This is a genomic window from Paenibacillus nitricinens, from assembly GCF_052056485.1.
GTDB lineage: Bacteria > Bacillota > Bacilli > Paenibacillales > Paenibacillaceae > Paenibacillus_AQ > Paenibacillus_AQ nitricinens.
This window is the reverse complement of record NZ_CP183948.1, coordinates 2,839,671-2,858,710: the sequence shown is the minus strand read 5'-3', so window position 1 is coordinate 2,858,710 and position 19,040 is coordinate 2,839,671. Positions and strand designations below refer to the sequence as shown.

The following is a 19,040-nucleotide window of genomic DNA, read 5'->3' as shown; positions in this document are numbered from 1 at the left end:
CTTGCTTCTATATTCAAAGCATAGGCATGTTAATGAGATAATTATTCTTTTTGAGCTGAAATAATCAGGAACATCGGTCTGCGATCCTCGTCCTTCATCCACGGATCATTGCTCATCTCATCAGAAGGCTTAGGCTCTTTAACTGCTTTGATAGCAAACCCGGCTCCAATCAAGTCATTGAAATAGGTTGAGATTGTGCGATGATATTTAATCACATTTTCTGTTAAGAATGTCGTTTCACGCAATCCCTCAGACTGATAATGATCTACAGGCCAATGGAGACGATTGCCTTGGTCATCCACATACCAGTCCTGTTCATTTCGAGAAGTAAAGATGGGATGCTCCACTGAAAATATAAAACTGCCGCCTGGCTTAAGGTAAGCATGAACCTTGCGACAGATGGCTTCAAAGGACGCTACATAATGCATGGCCAATGAACTAATGACCACATCAAATTGTTCGCTCGCAAATTCAATATCCTCAATCGGCATCTGGATATAAGAAATAGCTGGATCGTCTGTTTTTCCACGCGCTTCTTGAAGCATTTTTTCAGAGATATCTACGCCAACGACTGAGCTTGCCTGCTGCTCGCGTGCATATAAACAATGCCAGCCAAACCCGCAGCCTAAATCAAGAACACTTTTATTATGTAAGTCTGGGATCAGAGGTTGTAATACATGCCATTCTCCAGCTGCTTTAAGCCCGCCAATGGAACGAGGCATTTGTTTATAGGCTGAGAAGAAATTCGTATCGTCGTATTTATTTTGTTTCATTAGTTACACATCTCCTATCCTTTATGTATTCAATCAGTATATTCTTAGTGATATATTCATTTCAAATGGCCAAACAAAAAGGAGCATCATCTTGGAAGATCCGCTCCTTATATTTATTCTTATTCAGTTGCTGCTGCTTGCTCGGCATTAACCTTACATGCTGTGAAATGGCGCTATAATCCCTATTGGATCTTCGGCTTTGAGCTGCGCACCAGATACCTGAGCGCTCTGCCTTTAACAAGGCTTTTTGAGTCTTGGTTCGTGCCATGTGGCACCACTCTCCTATTCATTGATGAACTAACAGACAGCTATAGTTTAACATAATACAGACTATGAGCGCAGCCAGAATTCCGTTACAATGAGATCACTGCTTGTTTTCTAACTTATCTAAATAGATTCGGAGGTTATTAGTGATGAAATACGATGTTTTGTACGAGGGTGCTTTTGCAATGTTGAAGGTATATTTGGACCCCGGCGAAAGTGTTAAAGCTGAGATGGGCGCAATGGTTGCCATGTCTCCTAACGTAGAGTTAAAAGGAACGGCTGATGGAGGCGTGATGCGGGGTCTGGGAAGAATGCTGAGCGGTGAAAAATTCTTCTTCCAGGAACTCAGAGCTATCCGTGGTCAAAGTGAGGTCCTACTGTCTCCAGGATCATTAGGTGATATCCAAGCTATAGAATTAGATGGTTCTTATAAGCTGTTAGTTCAAAAAGACGGATTCTTAGCCGGAACGGAAGGCATTCAAGTAAATACCAAAATGCAAAATTTAACACGCGGACTTTTCTCTGGCGAAGGCTTCTTCATTGTAGAAATCAGCGGCAGAGGAACGGTATTCCTGTCCTCCTTCGGAGCGATCCACGCCATTAATTTAGCACCAGGTGAAGAGATGATTATCGACAATGGACATCTCGTCGCTTGGCCAGATTATATGGACTATAAGGTAGAAAAAGCAGCCTCGGGTTGGTTGAACAGTTTAACCAGTGGTGAAGCGCTTGTCTGCCGATTCCGCGGAGAAGGTGTAATCCTTGTTCAGAGCCGTAACCCTGGGAGCTTCGGAACGTGGATTAAATCCTTCGTACCCACTCGAAGCTAAAAAATGACATAGGCTTTCCCAAAAAGCAGGATTTCTTTCTTTTAACTGTTTCAAACGCAACATAGCGCTTCTCCGGTTTTTAAGAAGCGCTGCTTTGCGTGCGAATTAAGGAATATCTCCCTATAACTCAGAAATTTCTGCGCATTTGAATACTAATTAGGGAAACTCTCCCTATAATTCAACTGATTTGTTGTGAAATATAGATTTTCCGCCGATTTATAGGGAGGATTTCCCCATTTCCATTCATATTGGCCAATTATCACTACTTTAGACGGAGTTTTTCCCTAATTACTTTCCAAAAAAGAAGCTGCCCCCTAAGCAGTATTCACTACTTCTGAGACAGCTTCTCCTTTTAGTTAGAAAGCGGCTTAAGAAACCGCTTTGTTTGCTTTTTCTTTTTTACAGCCTGTTCGTTTACATGTGTCATAAGTGCCTTTGAAATCAAGGCGGTGATCCGTGACGTTAAAGCCGTATTCACGTTCCACTCTTTTCTCCAGCTCCACTAGCCAGTCATCCTTAATTTCCTCCAACCTGCCACACACGCTGCATATCAAATGATGATGCATGTGAGAATGATCATTCCCCCGCAGATCGTAACGAGCGACTCCATCTCCGAAGTTCATCTTTTCTACAATGTGAAGCTCGCATAAGAGCTCAAGTGTACGGTATACCGTTGCCAGCCCTAAATGCGGATAGCTGAGCTTAACAAGCATATATACTTCTTCTACGCTGAGATGATCTTTCTCATTGTCGAGCAATATGTTCACTATGGCCTCACGCTGGGGCGTTAATTTATATTTTTGCGCCGCAAAAAGCTGACTGATATTTGAAATTTGATCCATTTGATTTCCTACCTTCCCGGAATGATTTAACATCCGTATCCACTGAGACGCACCCATTTATGCATCAAAATATAAAACGTAAATAGTAATCGTTACGATATAATCATATCAAAATTAGTCACGAATGAATAGAGCCTGACATCATTATAACATTTTAGCTCTCTTATCCAAAGTTTCTTTCACCTTTTCCTGCCTATTTTTCTACCAAAATCTACTTTTTCGTGAAATATTGTAGGTTTGACCGCAACCTTTCCATATTTTTCTGCGTTAAAGGAGTTGATAGCGGCCACGAGGCCTATCCTTACAACGAGGTGAAATAAACATGAATATGAAAAAAAGAACATTAGCCGCGATTACAACCGTTACGATTCTCTCCTGCTCTTTGGGTGGCCAAATATTTGCAGCCGGAAACACCTTTAAGGATATTGACAATATAAACGGCAAAGAAAAAATTATTTCTTTAAAAAATCAAGGCTTGATCAAAGGGGTTAGTGAATCCCAATTCTTGCCCAGCTCCAAAGTTACAACAGCACAAGGGATCCAGTTCATTTCGGGTGGTCTCCAGCTTAGTCTTGCGGCTATTGATTTCAATAAAGCTCCCGTTGCTAGTGGCTTGTTCACGAAAGTCAAGGATAAAGCTTGGTACGCTGAAGCTTTTATTAATGCGTATTACAATCATGTCGAGCTTCCTAAGGATATTGATCCAACCAAAACAATAACCAAAGAAGAGTTCACCAATTATCTAGTGCAAGGGGTCGAAGGCATTGGGAATCTGCCGATGATTAATATAGTGCCCGTAGATATCGCTGACGATGCTGCGCTGAATCCTTCTTACCAAGGCAGCATTCAACGTTCGCTTAAATACAAGATCAATAGTTTAGACGCCAATGGGAAGTTTAATCCGAAAAGTGAAATCACTCGCGCCGAAGCTGCGATTATGCTCTATAATGCTTTGGAATTCCTGAAGACCGGTCTGAAATCCTAACCGATAAGCGGCATTCAACTGATCTGATTGAACACACGAAAAAGCAGTCCAGGAATGTTCCTGAACTGCTCTTTTTTACGACTTAATCTTCTTCTATATCTCTTCTCCACTAATTCTGTTCAGAAATTGCAGCGCACGAGGATGCTGCGGATGCTCAAGAACTTCTTGCGGAGTCCCTTGCTCTAGAATATGGCCTCCATCCATTAGAATGATCCGGTCAGCCACATCAGCAGCAAATTTCATCTCATGGGTCACTATCACCATGGTCATCCCCTCTGCCGCTAACTGTTTTATAACCTTAAGCACTTCCCCCACCAACTCAGGATCAAGCGCAGAGGTTGGCTCATCGAACAACAGCACCTCTGGATCTACTGCCATGGCACGAGCGATAGCTACCCGTTGCTGCTGACCACCTGACAGTTGATGCGGATAAGCATCCGCTTTGTCCGCCAAGCCAACTTTAGTTAATAACTTAAGGGCACGTTCGCGTGCTTCGTCCTTGGATCGCTTCTGGACCGTCACCTGCCCCTCCATTACATTGCCTAGTGCCGTCATATGCGGAAAAAGATTATAGGACTGAAAGACCATCCCTGTTTTTTGGCGTAACGCCAAAATAGACTTCTGGGGGATTTTCTTGTTATCCGTGAAATTAATTTTAATATCACTGAGCGATAAGCTTCCTTGATCAGGGACTTCAAGCAGATTAAAGCAGCGTAAAAGCGTTGTTTTGCCTGAACCCGATGGGCCAATAATCACCAGCACCTTGCCATGCTCCATTTCCAGATCAATGCCCTTTAATACCTGCAGCTCACCGAAGGATTTATGCAAATTAAGTATTTCAATCATAATTGTCTCCCCCTTTAGCTCGCAGAGTAACGACTCAGTCGTTTTTCCAAGTAGTTTTGTAGTGCTGACAACACAGAGCAGAACAATAAGTAGAATAATCCGGCTTCCGTATACACCAGCAGAGGCTCATACGTTGTAGAAGCTACCTGCTGCGCAGTTCTAAACATCTCCGTATAGGTAATGATTGCTGCCAATGAAGTGTCTTTGACTAAGCTAATAAAGGAATTCGATAACGGCGGTACAGAAACACGGGCAGCTTGTGGCAGAATAATGCGGCGCAGTGCCTGGGTACGAGTCATCCCAACGGAGAAAGCCGCTTCCCACTGACCTTTATGTATCGACAGAATAGCCGCACGGATGATTTCCGATGAATAAGCCCCTACACTAAGCGTAAATCCAATGGTCGCGGCTATGAAAGGGTCGAGCACAATTCCCACTGCCGGCAAACCATAAAAAATAATAAACAGTTGTACTAACAATGGGGTTCCACGAATGACCCATACATAAAAGCGGGCGATTAGCTTCGGAAGTATCCACGGGGAGAGACGAGCCAGTGCTGTCAATATCGCTAAGATCATTCCCAGTGCAAATGATATCAATGCCAATGGAATGGTAAAAGCCACCCCAGCTTTTAGCAGGGGTAGCAGTGAATCTAAGAAAATTTGTATTTTGCGGTCATCCATTTTTAGACATCCTTTTTTGGCTCCAAGCTGGTTAGCTTCTGAACCCTTGAATTATTTTGAAACGTCAGCACCAAAGTATTTCTCAGAAATCTTTAAGTACGTGCCATCGCTCTTCATTTCAACAATTGCATCACTAACTGCTTTTACCAACTCTTCGTTGCCTTTTAAGAAAACAGCTGCGCTTTGTGAACCGTCTGGAATCTCATCTACTACTTTAATTTTTACATCAGGCTTTTGCTTTTTCAGGTCTAGATAAGACAAACCATCATTTACAGTTGCATCAATTCGGCCTGAGGTCAATAGGTCCATCGCTTGATTGAAGCCATCTGTAGCTACAATTTCAGCCCCGTTCTCACGGGCGATATCAGACAGGTTACTGGTCAGAGATTGTCCGGCTTTTTTCCCCTTAAGATCTGCAAAGGTTTTGATATCCTCATTGTTTTCACTCACTATCAATACCGCTTTAGATACGATATACGGTTCGGAGAAATCATATTTCACTTTACGATCTTCATTAATGGATACTTCGTTAAAAATAACATCAAACCGCTTGGCATCCATCCCAGCAAAAATACCGTCCCACTGTGTCTCAAAAAACTCTGGTTCAACACCGAGACGCTTCGCTACTTCCTCAGCAATTTCTACATCAAAGCCGGTCAGTTTGCCCGAAGCGTCATGATAAGTAAAGGGTGCATAGGTCCCTTCTGTTCCTATACGCAATTTGCCGCTAGCTTTAACAGCTTCCAGACTGTTTTGTGCAGTGGCTGTATTTCCAGCATTCGTTCCAGCTGAAGAATTCTTAGACGTACCGGTATTCGAATTATTGCCGCAGGCCGCTACAAACACCACGGTTAACGCCAATAGAATAGTTAAACTTAGTTTTTTCATAATTAATTCCCCTCTCTTTACCCGGAATTCATCCGGTAAATTGTATACTACACTGGCCGCTGTATACCGTCGATTATATACATCGGAATTGTAATATTAGGTAAATCTCTACCCTTATATTACCCAATCTTAGAATAATCCTTCACAAGATCCTCTCTTTACATCTCAGAAAGATATGGTATATTTATAAACAAATTAAATATGGACCTGTTATTTCACTAGGGGAGTCGGCCGACTGAGACGGAGCTTCAAGCTCCGGACCCTTGGAACCTGATCTGGATCATACCAGCGGAGGGAAGTGGAGCAGAATTTTCATCCCATGCATTTTAGTGTTCCTATGCAGAATGAACTTTTTGACCCATTTATTTCCCTTCGGAAATGAATGGGTCTTTATTTGTTTACAATCAATCACAAAACTTAAGCATACAAGAAGTTTATCCATCACAAAACGTTTAGGAGGTTCAATCATCACGACAATCCTATCCATTCAAGGCTTAACCTACTCTTTTCCGGAATCTGAACACCCCCCTGTATTTGCAGATCTATCCTTAGATATCAGCAGAGGAGAGTTTGTCTCGGTCATTGGGGCTAGCGGATGCGGAAAAAGCACGCTTTTCAAAACTATAGCAGGCTTGCTCGAACCCACTCACGGGCAAATAATAATTCATTCGAACCCGTCATCCTCTACTCGCTTAGGTCAGATCGCTTACATGCCTCAGCAGGATTTGCTGTTGCCTTGGAGAACCGTGCTCGACAACTGTCTTTTGCCCTGGGAGATTAAACCAACGTTTAGCAAACAACAGACGATCTCTCGCATTCAAGAAATGCTTTCACGTTTCGGTTTAGCCGATGTAGAGAGGGCATATCCCCATGAGCTGTCGGGTGGCATGAAACAGCGAGTCGCATTTCTACGAACGCTTGTAGCTGGTGGCGGGACCGGTCTTATGCTGCTAGATGAGCCGTTTGGAGCGCTCGATGCTATGACCAAACGTGAGATACACCGTTGGCTATTGGAGCTTTGGGATGAGCTGGGTCAAACAGTGATGCTCATCACCCATGATCTAGAGGAAGCGCTATTACTAAGCGATCGGATTTATTTATTGTCTGGAGGAATCCATAGCGAAATCCAGGAGATTGTCGTTGATTTACCGAGGCCAAGACATTACAAGTTGAACTATGAACCCCGGTTTATAGCGTTACGGGAAGAGTTGGAGCGGAGACTGTATGCAGCCCATACCTTTTAAAAAATATGTTAACAATTACGTTCCCTTCATTCTACTGCTGTTGTTCATTCTTGTGATCTGGGAGTCAGTTGTTCGTCTTCACTTGATTCCAGCCTTTATCCTACCTGCACCTTCTTCAATAGGCATCGCATTGATCGAACACAGGCAATTACTCAGACCGCATTTATTGGCGACATTGCAGGAAATATGCGTAGGCTTTGTTCTCTCAGTTATTTGTGGTGCACTGCTGGGCACCGGAATGTACTTGTTTCGTCCCCTTGAAAAGGCCATCTATCCGTTCCTTATTATCAGTCAGACGATTCCGTTAATCGCGCTATCCCCCATTTTTATTATGTGGTTCGGGTATACGCTATGGAGCAAAGTGGCTGTTGTGTTTCTAACTGCTTTTTTTCCAGTCGTTGTGAGTACATATGACGGATTTCGTACAAGTGGTCAAGCCTACAAAGACTTATTGTTAACATTTGGCGCCAACCGCTGGCAACTGCTCGTTAAAACCCAAATCCCGCTGGCGCTGCCCTCCTTTTTCTCAGGACTAAAGCTATCCATTGTGTACTCCGTGATTGGAGCGACCATCGGCGAATGGCTCGGCGGCAGCAAAGGACTCGGTTACTTTAGCCGAAGGATGGCCGGAAATTTGCAAAGTGCCGAAATGTTCGCCGCTGTATTTCTGTTGTCCGCGCTTGGTATAGTGTTGTTTCTAATGATAGCTCTGCTCGAACCATTATTTTTAAAGAAAAGAGGATCTAAGCAATGAATGATTTGAATTTCCAAAGAAAATGGCTTATTCCCGTATTTCTCATATGTTCAGTCCTAATCTTCACCAGCTGCGGAAAAGCATCCAATGTAAGCAATACTCCTGCTAATTCATCTAATAACGAAATTAAACAAACGCACAAGCTGACGATTATGCTCGATTGGTATCCCAATGCCGTTCACTCTTTTTTATATGCAGCTGAGCAGAATGGTTATTTCCAAGAGGAAGGTCTGGACGTAGAGATCCAAATGCCCGCAGACAGCAATGACGCACTGAAACTTGTAGCAGCGAATCAAATCGATTTAGCGCTTAGTTATCAGCCTCAGGTGCTCATGGCACGCAGTGAGAACATTCCAGTACGTTCGATTGCTGCGATTGTGAGACATCCGCTTAATCATTTAATGGTACCTCAGACTGGAGACATTCATAGTCCCAAAGACCTCACAGGTAAACAGATTGGGTATTCTTCCATTCCTCTTTATGAAGCCATGATTCGTACGATGATCCAAAACGATGGGGGTGACCCTAAGGCCAGCAAATTAATCGACGTAGGCTTTGACCTTATTCCGGCGATTGCGACGGGGCAAGTGGATGCCATTATGGGAGGGTTCATTAACCACGAACAATTAATCTTGGAAAAAGAAGGGCATTCCGTGAACTCGTTCAACCCCACGGATTACGGAGTCCCTGATTATTACGAGCTAGTACTTGTCGCCAGCGATCAAGGAATACAAAATTCTGAGTCCTATTTCAAAAAGTTTCTAAATGCAATTACTAAAGGACAACAATTTGTGCAGGAGAATCCGGAAAAAGCGTTGAATTTGCTGCTTTCACACGAAGATGAGACCTCTCCACTTGATAAGCAAATTGAAGAGAAGAGTCTGGCTATTCTACTACCGCTAATGAATGCGGGTGACCAAGATTTTGGATATCAAGAACCCGCGTCTTGGGAGAAGGTACGACAGTGGCTATCAGACAATGATTTACTGTCTACTGACATCAAAGCTGAGGATGCTTTTATTAATCTTTAAACATTAGCTATTCGCCCATAAAACTTGAGGAGGAATTATCATGTGTTATCTATCCAAAGTACGGGAATTCAATCCCTTGATCCACAATATCACCAATATCGTGGTAGCGAATTTTTCAGCCAACGGTCTTTTAGCGCTTGGAGCCTCCCCCTTTATGGCGGATGCTCACGAAGAAGTGGCAGATATCGCCGCATTTTCATCTGCCGTAGTTCTGAATATCGGCACACTGAATGACTACGCCATTCAATCTATGGTGCTCGCGGGACAATCTGCGAATAAGCACGGCGTTCCCTTAGTTCTTGATCCAGTGGGTGCGGGAGCCACTGCTTATCGAACAGCTGTCACTCAAAAGCTTGTGAATGAGATGCAAATTACCGCTCTACGTGGCAATGTGGCTGAAGTTGCCAATGTCATTGGTGAGAGCTGGTCTATCAAAGGGGTGGATGCTGGTGAAGGTGAGGGCGATGTCGTCGTCTTGGCTGAGACAGCTGCGCGGAAGTTAGATTGTGTGGTTATCATCACCGGAAAAGATGATGTCATCACAAATGGAGATAACACCTACATTGCCAGCAATGGTCACCCTATTCTAACAAAAGTAACGGGAACCGGTTGTTTGCTAAGTGCAGTAGTCGGTGCATTTCTTGCGGTAAGTGAAGGAGCATCTCTTGAAGCAGCAGTCGAAGCTCTCTCCTTCTATGGAGTGGCTGCTGAAATCGCCGCTGAACTAACGACTGGACAAGGTCCGGGGAGCTTTCAAATCGAGTTTCTAAATCAATTGAGCTTGCTCACAGCTGAAACTTACAAAGATAAATCAAAAATTAAACAACTCAGATAACAACCCTAAGGAGTGAACAGAATGACTATATCCAAAGCTTTAACTATAGCCGGCTCGGATAGCGGTGGTGGCGCTGGCATCCAGGCAGATTTAAAAACCTTTCAAGAGCTTTCTGTATATGGCATGTCCGCACTCACAGCTGTGACAGCCCAAAACACACTAGGAGTTCAGGGCGTATTTCCGTTGACACTGGAAGCTATTACGCAACAGCTTGATTCCATTGGAATTGATTTGAAGCCTGAGGCCGTGAAGACTGGGATGCTATTTAACAGTGACATCATTTGTATCGTAGCAGAGAAGATCCAGCAATACAGCTGGCGTAATCTTGTAGTTGATCCTGTGATGGTTGCTAAAGGGGGTTCCACGCTGCTACAGCAAGAAGCTGTTCAGTCCTTAATCAATCATCTCCTCCCGCTAGCCTTAGTGACGACACCCAATATTCCAGAGGCTGAAATGATTACCAACAGAAGCATCACTACTATAGACGATCGTAAAGAAGCGGCTAAAATCATTCATGCCATGGGCTCTAACTATGTAGTGCTAAAAGGTGGGCATGATACCTCAACTAAGGCTGTTGTGGATCTCCTATATGATGGTCACGAATTCATCTTTATGGAGAGTCAACGAGTTCAGACTAGACACACGCACGGCACAGGCTGCACCTATTCAGCAGCAGTTACTGCTGAGCTAGCCAAAGGCAAATCCGTTGCTGAGGCCATTCAAACCGCCAAAGCTTTTATACAAGCGGCGATTGAAGATGAGCTGGGCATAGGGGCTGGACATGGACCTACGAATCATTTTGCATATCAGAATAGATTGCGAGGGATGAACCTTGAAGCAAATAGACAGTGATCAACTACGTAATTTATTAAAAGTCTATTTCATTATGGGCAGTGTGAATTGCCTTAAATCCCCAGCCAAGGTATTAAAAGAAGCCGTTGCTGGAGGCATAACAATGTTCCAATTTCGTGAAAAAGGTACAGGGGCATTAACTGCAGAGGTTAGATTTAATTTAGGAAGACGGCTTCAAAAGATATGTCGTGCTAACGGAGTCCCTTTTATCGTTAATGACGATATTGATCTAGCCATCGCCCTTGATGCGGACGGCATTCATGTTGGACAAGATGACACCCCCACGCTAGCAATCAGGCAGCTGCTTGGGGAGGACAAGATCGTTGGTGTGTCCGCTCATTCGCTCGCCGAAGCCCAGCAGGCCATTGCAGATGGAGCTGATTATCTAGGGATTGGACCTATTTATCCTACCTCTTCCAAGGACGATGCCCAAGCCGTTCGAGGCACATTAGTCATTGAGGAAATACGAAACAGCGGCATTACGGTTCCTTTAGTCGGCATAGGAGGAATCACAGTGCACAATGCAGCACCAGTACTAGCTGCGGGTGCGGACGGTATCTCCGTTATATCAGCTATTGCGGGCGCTGAAGACATCACCTTAGCCGCTAGAGGATTTGTTCAAGAAGTTAATTTAAGAGGAACATAAGCTCACTCAGCTCTTCTCCGCTCAAATGACGCCATTGTCCTCGCTCCAAACTATCAAGTGTAATATTCATGATTCTTATTCGTTCTAGTTTAAGTACTCTATATCCTAACTCCTTGCACATTCTGCGTATTTGCAGATTAAGGCCTTGAGTTAGGATAATTCTAAACTCATCATCAGCGATCGGGTACACTTCGCAAGGTTTCGTTGTGACCCCAAGTATGTCCACACCGCTAGACATTTCATGTAAGAATTCTGGCGTCACTGGCTTATCTACGGTAACCACGTATTCTTTCTCATGCCCATTTTCGGAACGCATCATTTTGTTTACGATATCTCCATCGTTCGTTAATAAAATGAGACCTTCCGAGTGTTTATCTAATCTCCCGATTGCAAAGATTCGTGAAGGATATCCTACAAAATCTATAATATTCCCAGCCACATCAGGGGCTGCGGTACAGGTAATCCCGATTGGCTTGTTCAGCGCGAGATATACCAGCTCCCCTTTACTAGTCGTTATGGGCTCTCCATCTACGGATACAATATCCTCTGGCTCTATAAGATTATTCGCCTCACAGACAACTCCATTAACCGCGATTCGGCCAGCGGCAATTAGCCTTTTCGTTTCTCTTCTGGAACAAAAGCCAGTCTCGCTTATATATTTATCGATTCTCACAATGAACCTACTTTCTATTCATAAGCTTAGTCATATTTATCCAATAAAAAAACACCTGATTTTAACGATCAAAATCAGATGTTAACCTTCAGGAATAACCCAGTTCAAGGGAGCTATTTGGTGCTTCCGCTTTTTTTCACGTTATTGCCCTTGCTTCCACTTAGATCTTTAGCGCCTGGACCCGTGGTTGGAGCACCTTTTGCAGGTTTAACTGGCTTTGCTGTTTTGTTCCAGCGTGTCCAGCCCTTACTCCCCGTACCTCTGCCCGTGCCGCCACCTTTACTTTTTGCACCCATCATATCACTCCGTCAGTCATTCAGAATTCGTATAGTTTATACACTTCATCTATTTTACCACACTCTCAAACTTTCTGTTTAAGTAATAGCTCAGCTTCGTCTAACGATACTCTGATTAGTATTTAGCATCTTTATTCATTTCATAAATATCAAAGGTATCTTCATGTATTTCAATGGCGATGACAGTACCCTCTTTTTCGAAAAATTGCACATGCCCTAACCGCTTGTCCTCCAGCTCAACCCAGCCAGCATCCTCTAATTTATTAAAGTAGTGGTCAGGTCGATAGAGACCTTGTTCTCCCCCTATATTATCGAGTTCGTACTTTACGCCTATTTTTACATTAGGATTACTAGAAGTTGTCGTGACTTCGATTTCTTTGGCATTTTCCGGAATAGGAATTTCAGCATTTATGGAAGATACTCCATACTCTTGTACCTCTTGAGTTGATGATGTACATCCGCTTGTGAATAGTATTAAAGGTAACCCTATAAAAGCTAATAAATATTTATACAAGTATATCAGCTCCTTCCCTGACTTATTTCACCAAATCAATCCATTAAAAAACACCCCACCAAAGACTAGGCTTTGATGAGGTGTCTATTTCGAATCCGCTTTATAGCTCATCCATTTTATTTAGGCTGAATATATCCTTCTGCTTTCAGAAGCTCAGCGATCAATACGGCACCGCCAGCTGCTCCGCGCAGGGTGTTATGGGAGAGACCTACGAATTTGTAATCATAGATGGAATCTTCGCGAAGTCTGCCCGTCGATACGCCCATACCATTCTCAATATCACGATCCAGTTTGGTCTGTGGACGGTTCTCCTCTTCGAAATAAGTAATGAACTGTTTAGGGGCGCTAGGCAGTTCAAGCTCTTGAGGACGTCCTTTGAAGCTATTCCAGAGGTTCAAAATCTCTTCTTTGGATGGCTTTTTCTCAAAAGAAACAAATACAGCAGCCATATGTCCATCCGCTACAGGCACACGGATACACTGCGAAGTAATGGTTGGCGCTTCACTTTTTACGATGCCTTCTTCTTGCACGCTTCCCCAGATGCGCAACGGCTCTTGCTCGCTCTTCTCTTCTTCACCACCAATATAAGGAATCACATTGTCCAGCATTTCTGGCCAGTCAGCAAAAGTCTTGCCCGCACCCGAAATTGCCTGGTAAGTGGTGACTACCACTTTAGATGGGTTGAATTCTTTGAGCGCATGAAGCGCAGGTACATAACTTTGAATGGAGCAGTTAGGTTTAACCGCAATGAAACCAGTCTCAGTTCCCAGACGTTTTCTTTGCTGCGCAATAACCTCAAGATGCTCTGGGTTAATCTCAGGAATGACCATAGGCACGTCCGGTGTCCAACGATGCGCTGAGTTATTGGAGATAACTGGAGTACCCGTACGAGCATAAGCTTCTTCGAGCGCTTTAATCTCTTCTTTTTTCATATCTACTGCGCAAAAGATCAGGTCTACATCCGCAGCTACTTCTTCTACCTTAGAAGCATCTTGAACCATAATATTCTTCACGTTCTCAGGCATTGGAGTGGATAGCTTCCATCTGCCCTTGGCCGATTCTTCATACGTTTTCCCAGCAGATTTCGCACTGGCAGCAATCGCAGTTACTTCAAACCAAGGATGATTCTCTAGAAGGGCAATAAACCGCTGACCTACCATACCTGTGCCGCCAACTATGCCGGCTCTTAGCTTTCTTGACATCAGAAAATACACTTCCTTTTGATTAACTGTCCTATTGTGAATAATAGGCTGATAATTAATGATATACGGCTCGGGAACATTTGGCGAGTGTTAACATCAAAATAACATTAAAAAATTTAATATTTTCACTTAAACCAGCCTTTTTCCTTAAAGCGAGTGATCGCTTCAATCCGATTCCCCACATCCAGCTTATCAAGGATAACTGAGATGTAATTTCGTACGGTACCGGTAGTAATGTACAGCTCACTGGCAATTTCTTTCGTATTTTTACCATCGGCGATCAGGCCGAGCACTTCCTTCTCCCGCTGAGTCAATGGATTCACTTCACCGCTGTAGGCTTCATCCATCAGCTCCGGTGCATACATGCGTCTGCCTGCCATAACATTCCGGATAGAGAGTGCCAGCTCTTCACTAGGACTGTCCTTCAGTAAATAAGCGTGAACCCCCGCCTTGAGCGCACGTTCGAAATATCCCGCCCGGGCAAAGGTCGTTAATATCATCGTTTTGCAGCCGCTATTCTTCAAGGCTTCAGCAGCGTCGAGACCACTCATCGCCGGCATCTCAATATCCATAATGCAGATATCCGGCTTAAGCTGCTGAACCATGGCAACAGCTTCTTCCCCATTGCTTGCTCGGCCCACAACCTTCATATCCTCTTCTAAATCGAGCAAAGAGGCCAGCGCCCCGAGTAGCATTCGTTGATCCTCAGCGATTACAATTTTTATCATTATAGGATGACCTCCGGTTCCTGATGCTTAAATGCATTGGGTACTTTAATCACAATTGTAGTCCCGCTATCTCTCACAATATCCATACAGCCATTTACAAATTCAAGACGTTCTCTCATACCTTGCAGTCCGTGACCTTTAAAATAAAGATCGTTCCCAGGTATTCCTTTCCCGTCATCTTGCACTTTTATGACTAAATCCGTTCGAGAGGGCTTAATCAGAATAGAGCAGGCTTGCGCTCCACTGTGCTTCACAACATTAGTGACTGCTTCCTTTATACACATGCTAAGTACATTTTCCGTAATCAATGAGGTATTGGTTAGCTTCGGATTTCCTTCCAATGTAAAATCAATTTCCGCAGCTGCAAGAAACTGCTGAATATGGATAAGTTCATCTTCAAGCCGAATGCCGCGCATTCGCGTAACCATTTCCCGAACCTCTTTCAGCGCACTTCTCGCCGTTTGTCGTACATCATTGATCTCTGCTTTTGCTTGGATAGGATTAGAGTCGATTAGCTTTCCTGCCAAATCACTCTTCAGACCAATTAATGAAAGCTTCTGACCTAATGTATCATGGAGGTCTCGCGAAATTCGTTGTCGTTCTTCAAGTTTAACGAGTTCGGATATCCGCTTGTTCGCATCCTCCAATTGATCTTGCAACTTGCCTTGATTATTTCGGTTATAGGTACTAATTGGAAGTAGAATCACTGCAATCATACTTACAAGCACAAACGGTAGCTGACTAATAAACACTGAATTACGTGATAGCAGCTCATAATTAATCGTAATGATCGTAGTTAACAGATGAATAGAGTACAGTGTGAAGAAACCCACTCGATTCTGTATGTTCCCAATAAAAAAGGCTAGGAAAAGTGCAAAATACATATATCCGAACAAAAGCGTCATCGTTATAGACACTATAATTTGAACACTCGTCCAGAAATAAACCAACCAGCCCTTAGATACAAAAGAAAGTACATAACAAACAAAAAATACTGCGATCATCAAGATTCCCCAAACTACTTGATAGGTTGAGGAGGAGCGAAATATAAAATAAAACGGTAGAATGTAAAAAACGACCCACACATAAGGGCTGAGACCTGTGCTTTTATGAAAAATATGATGCCACTTTTGCATGACCGCTCTCCTTTTCACCATACATTACTCTCCTTATTCTAGCATAAATTCAGTGGAAATCTGTTGTTTCACTACCCCAAACAGAAAAAGATTAGAGCCACGAATGATTTCTCCGGCTCTAACCTTTCTTTATACTGCTATTTTGTTCGAACCTATAATATTTATTCTCCTTGGAGTCTAGTCTTATGAACTTGTAGGACTTCTGCTGCTGCAGCTGCTACCTTAGGTTTGTTTAGTCTCGACTTCATCTGTTTAAAACTTATGAAGCACTTATTCTCTTCATCCCAAAGACGGAAGTGCAAAGCCTTCAAGCTAGAACTAAGTGTTATAGTCGTCGCTTTTTGCAAGGGTGGCGTGGCATTATGTGCTTTTTCTAAATTATAGTTGGGTACCTTCGGACTTAAATGATGGACATGGTGGAACCCGATGTTCCCTGTAATCCATTGCAATAGCTTAGGTAGCTTGTAATATGAACTTCCCTCTACTGCAGCCATAACATAACTCCACTCCGATTCATTCTCGAAGTAAGAATCCTCGAACTGATGCTGAACATAGAACAACCATATTCCGAGAAAACCAGATACAAAAGCGATAGGCAATTGCACCATGATAAAGGCCTGCCAGCCGATCGCCCAAATAAGCAAACCATAGAGAGCTGCAATAGATACATTTGTTAAATAGGTATTCATCCGTTCTTTACGTCTTGCACCTTTGGCATTAAAGCGATACTGGATCATAAACACAGCGATAGGTCCTATTCCGAACATCACGATCGGATTACGGTAAATACGGTAGTAAAGACGTTTCCAGAAAGAAGCTGCTTCATATTCGTCAACAGTCATAATCCATATATCGCCAATCCCTCTTTTATCGAGGTTACTAGAGCTGGCATGGTGAATAGAATGGCTATGCTTCCACTGTCGATAAGGAACAAGCGTTAATACACCTGTGATCGTTCCGATAATGTCATTTGCTTTACGGTTCTTAAAGAATGAACCATGCGTACAATCATGAAAAATAATAAAAGTTCGAATTACAAATCCTGCTGCAGGAATGGCCAACAATAGGGTGAGCCAGTAGGAAACGGATAAAGAGAAATACGCTCCGCCCCATAACAGCACAAGTGGCCCTAAAGTATTAATGAGCTGTCTTATGCTCGCGTTGCGGTCGTTTTTTTCGTAAGGGGCTACACTTTTTTTAAGACTGGAGAGCTGTGATGTCTGTTTTGTAGTCATCTTTATCGTTTCCTCCTTGATGTGTCTGGCTAAGGATCTTTTTATCTAATCTAAGTATAGGAGATAAAGTGTCATCCTATAAGTCACAAACATCAAGTAAAGGGTATGATAAATGTCATACTTATGCCCTATTTTTATCCCTTTTGCTAATCAATCCATGTACTTCTTCGCTAATTGACCTGCCTCGCATGCTCTTCTCGGTATTCCGTAGGTGTCTGACCACTAGCTTTCTTGAAGACCTGGGTAAAATACCGTGAATCCTGATAACCCACAAGCGGAGCGATCTGATACACCTTCACATTACTACTTTGCAATATATACTTCGCCTTCTCCATTCGACAGTGAGTCACATACTCCAAGAAGGTATAGCCTGTTATTTGTTTAAATAAAGTACAAAAATGACTGACACTAAGATCGGCAAGTTCCGATACTTCTTCAATACTTAAGTCTTTATGATAATTACTCTCGATATAACGTTTTGTCTTCTCGATGGAACTGCGTGTGTCCTCCCGATTTACAGGTTTACTCCCTTGATTCAATCGCACCCCAAATTCTTCCTTCAAAGCAGATATCATTTCAGTCAAGGTAACCAAATGGTGCAGCTTGCTTAGCAATCCATGTAGAGACCAGTCCGAATTTAGATTCAAATGTTCAAAATGTCTGTATAACACAACAACCATCTCCACAAGAAGACGTTCTGCTATTTCTTTAGGAATAGCTTGAGCTTCAATATATAATGCCAACTCATCAAACAAGGATGACATTTGGTTTCTATTCAAGGTACGAATACTCTCTATCAGCGAGGTCTCCAGCTCTTTTGGATATTTCACTTCTGTATTGCCTGCGAAGGCTGTTTCCTCATCTATGAACACCCCGGCAAGTCCAGAATAGAAACGTTGATACAAAGCTTTTGCAGCCAAAGGATACACTGTGCTTAATTGATCAATGCCTTGTGTACAGCGGCTAATCCCTACTGAGCAGCTTAGCTTGGAATATCTTTTGATCCCTGTAATCAATAGTTCACCGAGTTCTCTTCTGCTCGCGCTTAGAGATCCAGGGAAGAGCAATACCCACTCTCCGTTATGAAAAGGGAAGACTGTAAGTACTCCATGCTCCAGGGACCACTCTTCAACAATATTACGGATCGCAAACAGCCATAGTCGTTTTTCTTCCACACTCCACTGCCCGGTCAACGCAGAATAATCATCCAATTGGACAACAGCCATGAAATAGCCATCTTCAAGTTCGCTATTTTCCAGCCATTTCAGATGCTCTAGAGGTCTTGCATTTCCCAGAGTGATTTCAGCAAACATCCGTTCACGAGCGAGCATTGACAGCATCTGCACGGAATGCAGCATCTGGTCGTTCTCTCTTTGGTCATCCAGTCTTGTTTTCGCTCGGTATAGCATTTCAACCAGTTCGTCATGATCGATAGGTTTTAGCAAATAATCAAAGGCTCCTTGACGCAAAGCTTCTCTCGCATATTCAAACTCCCCGTATCCGCTTATAAAAATAAATACCAGCTTAGCATTCTTTGGCAATACTTCCTTCATCAAAGTGATTCCGTCAATCACAGGCATACGGATATCGCTGATTATAATATGCGGTGTAGTTTCTTCTATTAAGCGGAGGGCTTGTTCTCCATTTCGAGCCTCTCCCACAATTTCCATCTGGAGATCATCCCATGGAATAGCTACCTTTAGACTACGAAGAATAATCGGCTCATCATCTACGAGCAGTACTTTATATTTCTCTTCTATCTCATCCATTCCAGCACCTCCAT

General features: G+C 43.2%; 22 protein-coding genes and 1 riboswitch. Of the genes, 8 read left to right on the top strand and 14 right to left on the bottom strand.

Annotation, left to right across the window (positions count from 1 at the left end; translation table 11 throughout):
* Nucleotides 1-41: 41 nt before the first annotated feature.
* Together ACN6KS_RS12525 and ACN6KS_RS12520 are read right to left on the bottom strand one after the other, a co-directional pair.
* Nucleotides 42-773 carry a class I SAM-dependent methyltransferase gene (locus ACN6KS_RS12525; RefSeq protein ID WP_440962115.1) on the bottom strand — a complete coding sequence of 244 codons (732 nt, stop codon included), beginning with the start codon at nucleotides 771-773 and terminating at the stop codon, nucleotides 42-44.
* Nucleotides 774-834: 61 nt separating this feature from the next.
* On the bottom strand, nucleotides 835-1,041 hold the full coding sequence (locus ACN6KS_RS12520; RefSeq protein ID WP_094868608.1) for a hypothetical protein: 207 nt from the start codon (nucleotides 1,039-1,041) through the stop codon (nucleotides 835-837).
* Between the two features lie 145 nt (nucleotides 1,042-1,186).
* Here ACN6KS_RS12520 and ACN6KS_RS12515 point away from each other — a divergent pair, with 145 nt between their 5' ends.
* Nucleotides 1,187-1,867: a TIGR00266 family protein gene (locus ACN6KS_RS12515; protein ID WP_042187527.1), complete on the top strand. Its 681-nt coding sequence runs from the start codon at nucleotides 1,187-1,189 to the stop codon at nucleotides 1,865-1,867.
* 368 nt (nucleotides 1,868-2,235) lie between these two features.
* Here ACN6KS_RS12515 and ACN6KS_RS12510 read toward each other — a convergent pair whose 3' ends face one another.
* Entirely contained in the window at nucleotides 2,236-2,709 is a 474-nt protein-coding gene (locus ACN6KS_RS12510; protein WP_094868664.1) for a Fur family transcriptional regulator, read from the bottom strand.
* Between the two features lie 322 nt (nucleotides 2,710-3,031).
* Between ACN6KS_RS12510 and ACN6KS_RS12505 the strand changes: the two genes are divergently transcribed.
* Nucleotides 3,032-3,694, top strand: a complete 663-nt coding sequence (locus tag ACN6KS_RS12505; RefSeq protein WP_094877134.1) for an S-layer homology domain-containing protein — start codon at nucleotides 3,032-3,034, stop codon at nucleotides 3,692-3,694.
* 93 nt (nucleotides 3,695-3,787) lie between these two features.
* On the opposite strand, the gene ACN6KS_RS12500 is transcribed toward ACN6KS_RS12505, so the two are convergent.
* From ACN6KS_RS12500 to ACN6KS_RS12490, 3 genes are read right to left on the bottom strand one after another with little or no spacing between them, the layout of a single operon-like run.
* Complete coding sequence (locus ACN6KS_RS12500; protein WP_094868606.1) at nucleotides 3,788-4,540, bottom strand: amino acid ABC transporter ATP-binding protein; 753 nt, start codon at nucleotides 4,538-4,540, stop codon at nucleotides 3,788-3,790.
* Between the two features lie 14 nt (nucleotides 4,541-4,554).
* Complete coding sequence (locus tag ACN6KS_RS12495) at nucleotides 4,555-5,223, bottom strand: amino acid ABC transporter permease (protein WP_094868605.1); 669 nt, start codon at nucleotides 5,221-5,223, stop codon at nucleotides 4,555-4,557.
* A gap of 51 nt (nucleotides 5,224-5,274) precedes the next feature.
* On the bottom strand, nucleotides 5,275-6,111 hold the full coding sequence (locus ACN6KS_RS12490) for an amino acid ABC transporter substrate-binding protein (RefSeq protein WP_094868604.1): 837 nt from the start codon (nucleotides 6,109-6,111) through the stop codon (nucleotides 5,275-5,277).
* A gap of 210 nt (nucleotides 6,112-6,321) precedes the next feature.
* A riboswitch (TPP riboswitch) is annotated at nucleotides 6,322-6,425 on the top strand.
* A gap of 30 nt (nucleotides 6,426-6,455) precedes the next feature.
* Here ACN6KS_RS12490 and ACN6KS_RS12485 point away from each other — a divergent pair.
* Genes ACN6KS_RS12485 through thiE form a run of 6 tightly spaced genes read left to right on the top strand, consistent with a single transcriptional unit; the run spans nucleotide 6,456 to nucleotide 11,473 of the window.
* On the top strand, nucleotides 6,456-7,355 hold the full coding sequence (locus ACN6KS_RS12485) for an ABC transporter ATP-binding protein (protein WP_440962114.1): 900 nt from the start codon (nucleotides 6,456-6,458) through the stop codon (nucleotides 7,353-7,355).
* Entirely contained in the window at nucleotides 7,336-8,109 is a 774-nt protein-coding gene (locus ACN6KS_RS12480) for an ABC transporter permease (protein WP_440962113.1), read from the top strand. Before ACN6KS_RS12485 ends, ACN6KS_RS12480 begins: the two co-directional genes overlap by 20 nt.
* Nucleotides 8,106-9,140 carry an ABC transporter substrate-binding protein gene (locus ACN6KS_RS12475; RefSeq protein WP_440962112.1) on the top strand — a complete coding sequence of 345 codons (1,035 nt, stop codon included), beginning with the start codon at nucleotides 8,106-8,108 and terminating at the stop codon, nucleotides 9,138-9,140. Before ACN6KS_RS12480 ends, ACN6KS_RS12475 begins: the two co-directional genes overlap by 4 nt.
* Before the next feature lie 40 nt (nucleotides 9,141-9,180).
* A complete protein-coding gene (thiM, locus tag ACN6KS_RS12470; RefSeq protein ID WP_341134559.1) occupies nucleotides 9,181-9,975 on the top strand; it encodes a hydroxyethylthiazole kinase in 795 nt (264 codons plus the stop codon).
* A gap of 21 nt (nucleotides 9,976-9,996) precedes the next feature.
* Entirely contained in the window at nucleotides 9,997-10,827 is an 831-nt protein-coding gene (thiD, locus tag ACN6KS_RS12465; protein ID WP_341134558.1) for a bifunctional hydroxymethylpyrimidine kinase/phosphomethylpyrimidine kinase, read from the top strand.
* Nucleotides 10,808-11,473: a thiamine phosphate synthase gene (gene thiE / locus ACN6KS_RS12460; protein WP_341134557.1), complete on the top strand. Its 666-nt coding sequence runs from the start codon at nucleotides 10,808-10,810 to the stop codon at nucleotides 11,471-11,473. Before thiD ends, thiE begins: the two co-directional genes overlap by 20 nt.
* Here the strand turns inward: thiE and ACN6KS_RS12455 are convergent.
* From ACN6KS_RS12455 to ACN6KS_RS12420, 8 genes are all read right to left on the bottom strand, one after another.
* Nucleotides 11,454-12,146, bottom strand: coding sequence for a pseudouridine synthase (locus ACN6KS_RS12455; RefSeq protein WP_094868599.1), 693 nt, complete (start codon nucleotides 12,144-12,146; stop codon nucleotides 11,454-11,456). The genes thiE and ACN6KS_RS12455 overlap by 20 nt on opposite strands.
* Nucleotides 12,147-12,259: 113 nt before the next feature.
* Nucleotides 12,260-12,442 (bottom strand): DUF3934 family protein, encoded by a 183-nt coding sequence (locus ACN6KS_RS12450; RefSeq protein ID WP_094868598.1) that lies wholly within the window; start codon nucleotides 12,440-12,442, stop codon nucleotides 12,260-12,262.
* A gap of 115 nt (nucleotides 12,443-12,557) precedes the next feature.
* Nucleotides 12,558-12,956, bottom strand: coding sequence for a hypothetical protein (locus ACN6KS_RS12445; protein WP_280785954.1), 399 nt, complete (start codon nucleotides 12,954-12,956; stop codon nucleotides 12,558-12,560).
* Between the two features lie 116 nt (nucleotides 12,957-13,072).
* A complete protein-coding gene (asd, locus tag ACN6KS_RS12440; protein WP_440962111.1) occupies nucleotides 13,073-14,158 on the bottom strand; it encodes an aspartate-semialdehyde dehydrogenase in 1,086 nt (361 codons plus the stop codon).
* A gap of 125 nt (nucleotides 14,159-14,283) precedes the next feature.
* Nucleotides 14,284-14,886, bottom strand: a complete 603-nt coding sequence (locus tag ACN6KS_RS12435) for a response regulator transcription factor (RefSeq protein WP_042126995.1) — start codon at nucleotides 14,884-14,886, stop codon at nucleotides 14,284-14,286.
* On the bottom strand, nucleotides 14,886-16,022 hold the full coding sequence (locus ACN6KS_RS12430; protein WP_094868661.1) for a sensor histidine kinase: 1,137 nt from the start codon (nucleotides 16,020-16,022) through the stop codon (nucleotides 14,886-14,888). Before ACN6KS_RS12430 ends, ACN6KS_RS12435 begins: the two co-directional genes overlap by 1 nt.
* 161 nt (nucleotides 16,023-16,183) lie before the next feature.
* Nucleotides 16,184-17,257: a fatty acid desaturase gene (locus ACN6KS_RS12425; RefSeq protein WP_094868595.1), complete on the bottom strand. Its 1,074-nt coding sequence runs from the start codon at nucleotides 17,255-17,257 to the stop codon at nucleotides 16,184-16,186.
* Nucleotides 17,258-17,427: 170 nt separating this feature from the next.
* Nucleotides 17,428-19,026, bottom strand: a complete 1,599-nt coding sequence (locus tag ACN6KS_RS12420) for a response regulator (RefSeq protein WP_440962110.1) — start codon at nucleotides 19,024-19,026, stop codon at nucleotides 17,428-17,430.
* Nucleotides 19,027-19,040: the final 14 nt, after the last annotated feature.

Coding starts and splice junctions, on each gene's coding strand:
- ACN6KS_RS12480 (WP_440962113.1), top strand. CDS start 7,336: ATGCAGCCCATACCTTTTAAAAAATATGTTAACAATTACGTTCCCTTC.
- thiD (WP_341134558.1), top strand. CDS start 9,997: ATGACTATATCCAAAGCTTTAACTATAGCCGGCTCGGATAGCGGTGGT.
- ACN6KS_RS12510 (WP_094868664.1), bottom strand. CDS start 2,709: ATGGATCAAATTTCAAATATCAGTCAGCTTTTTGCGGCGCAAAAATAT.
- ACN6KS_RS12450 (WP_094868598.1), bottom strand. CDS start 12,442: ATGGGTGCAAAAAGTAAAGGTGGCGGCACGGGCAGAGGTACGGGGAGT.
- asd (WP_440962111.1), bottom strand. CDS start 14,158: ATGTCAAGAAAGCTAAGAGCCGGCATAGTTGGCGGCACAGGTATGGTA.
- ACN6KS_RS12515 (WP_042187527.1), top strand. CDS start 1,187: ATGAAATACGATGTTTTGTACGAGGGTGCTTTTGCAATGTTGAAGGTA.
- ACN6KS_RS12520 (WP_094868608.1), bottom strand. CDS start 1,041: ATGGCACGAACCAAGACTCAAAAAGCCTTGTTAAAGGCAGAGCGCTCA.
- ACN6KS_RS12495 (WP_094868605.1), bottom strand. CDS start 5,223: ATGGATGACCGCAAAATACAAATTTTCTTAGATTCACTGCTACCCCTG.
- ACN6KS_RS12430 (WP_094868661.1), bottom strand. CDS start 16,022: ATGCAAAAGTGGCATCATATTTTTCATAAAAGCACAGGTCTCAGCCCT.
- ACN6KS_RS12505 (WP_094877134.1), top strand. CDS start 3,032: ATGAATATGAAAAAAAGAACATTAGCCGCGATTACAACCGTTACGATT.
- ACN6KS_RS12500 (WP_094868606.1), bottom strand. CDS start 4,540: ATGATTGAAATACTTAATTTGCATAAATCCTTCGGTGAGCTGCAGGTA.
- ACN6KS_RS12425 (WP_094868595.1), bottom strand. CDS start 17,257: ATGACTACAAAACAGACATCACAGCTCTCCAGTCTTAAAAAAAGTGTA.
- thiM (WP_341134559.1), top strand. CDS start 9,181: ATGTGTTATCTATCCAAAGTACGGGAATTCAATCCCTTGATCCACAAT.
- ACN6KS_RS12490 (WP_094868604.1), bottom strand. CDS start 6,111: ATGAAAAAACTAAGTTTAACTATTCTATTGGCGTTAACCGTGGTGTTT.
- ACN6KS_RS12420 (WP_440962110.1), bottom strand. CDS start 19,026: ATGGATGAGATAGAAGAGAAATATAAAGTACTGCTCGTAGATGATGAG.
- ACN6KS_RS12475 (WP_440962112.1), top strand. CDS start 8,106: ATGAATGATTTGAATTTCCAAAGAAAATGGCTTATTCCCGTATTTCTC.
- ACN6KS_RS12435 (WP_042126995.1), bottom strand. CDS start 14,886: ATGATAAAAATTGTAATCGCTGAGGATCAACGAATGCTACTCGGGGCG.
- ACN6KS_RS12525 (WP_440962115.1), bottom strand. CDS start 773: ATGAAACAAAATAAATACGACGATACGAATTTCTTCTCAGCCTATAAA.
- ACN6KS_RS12485 (WP_440962114.1), top strand. CDS start 6,456: ATGAACTTTTTGACCCATTTATTTCCCTTCGGAAATGAATGGGTCTTT.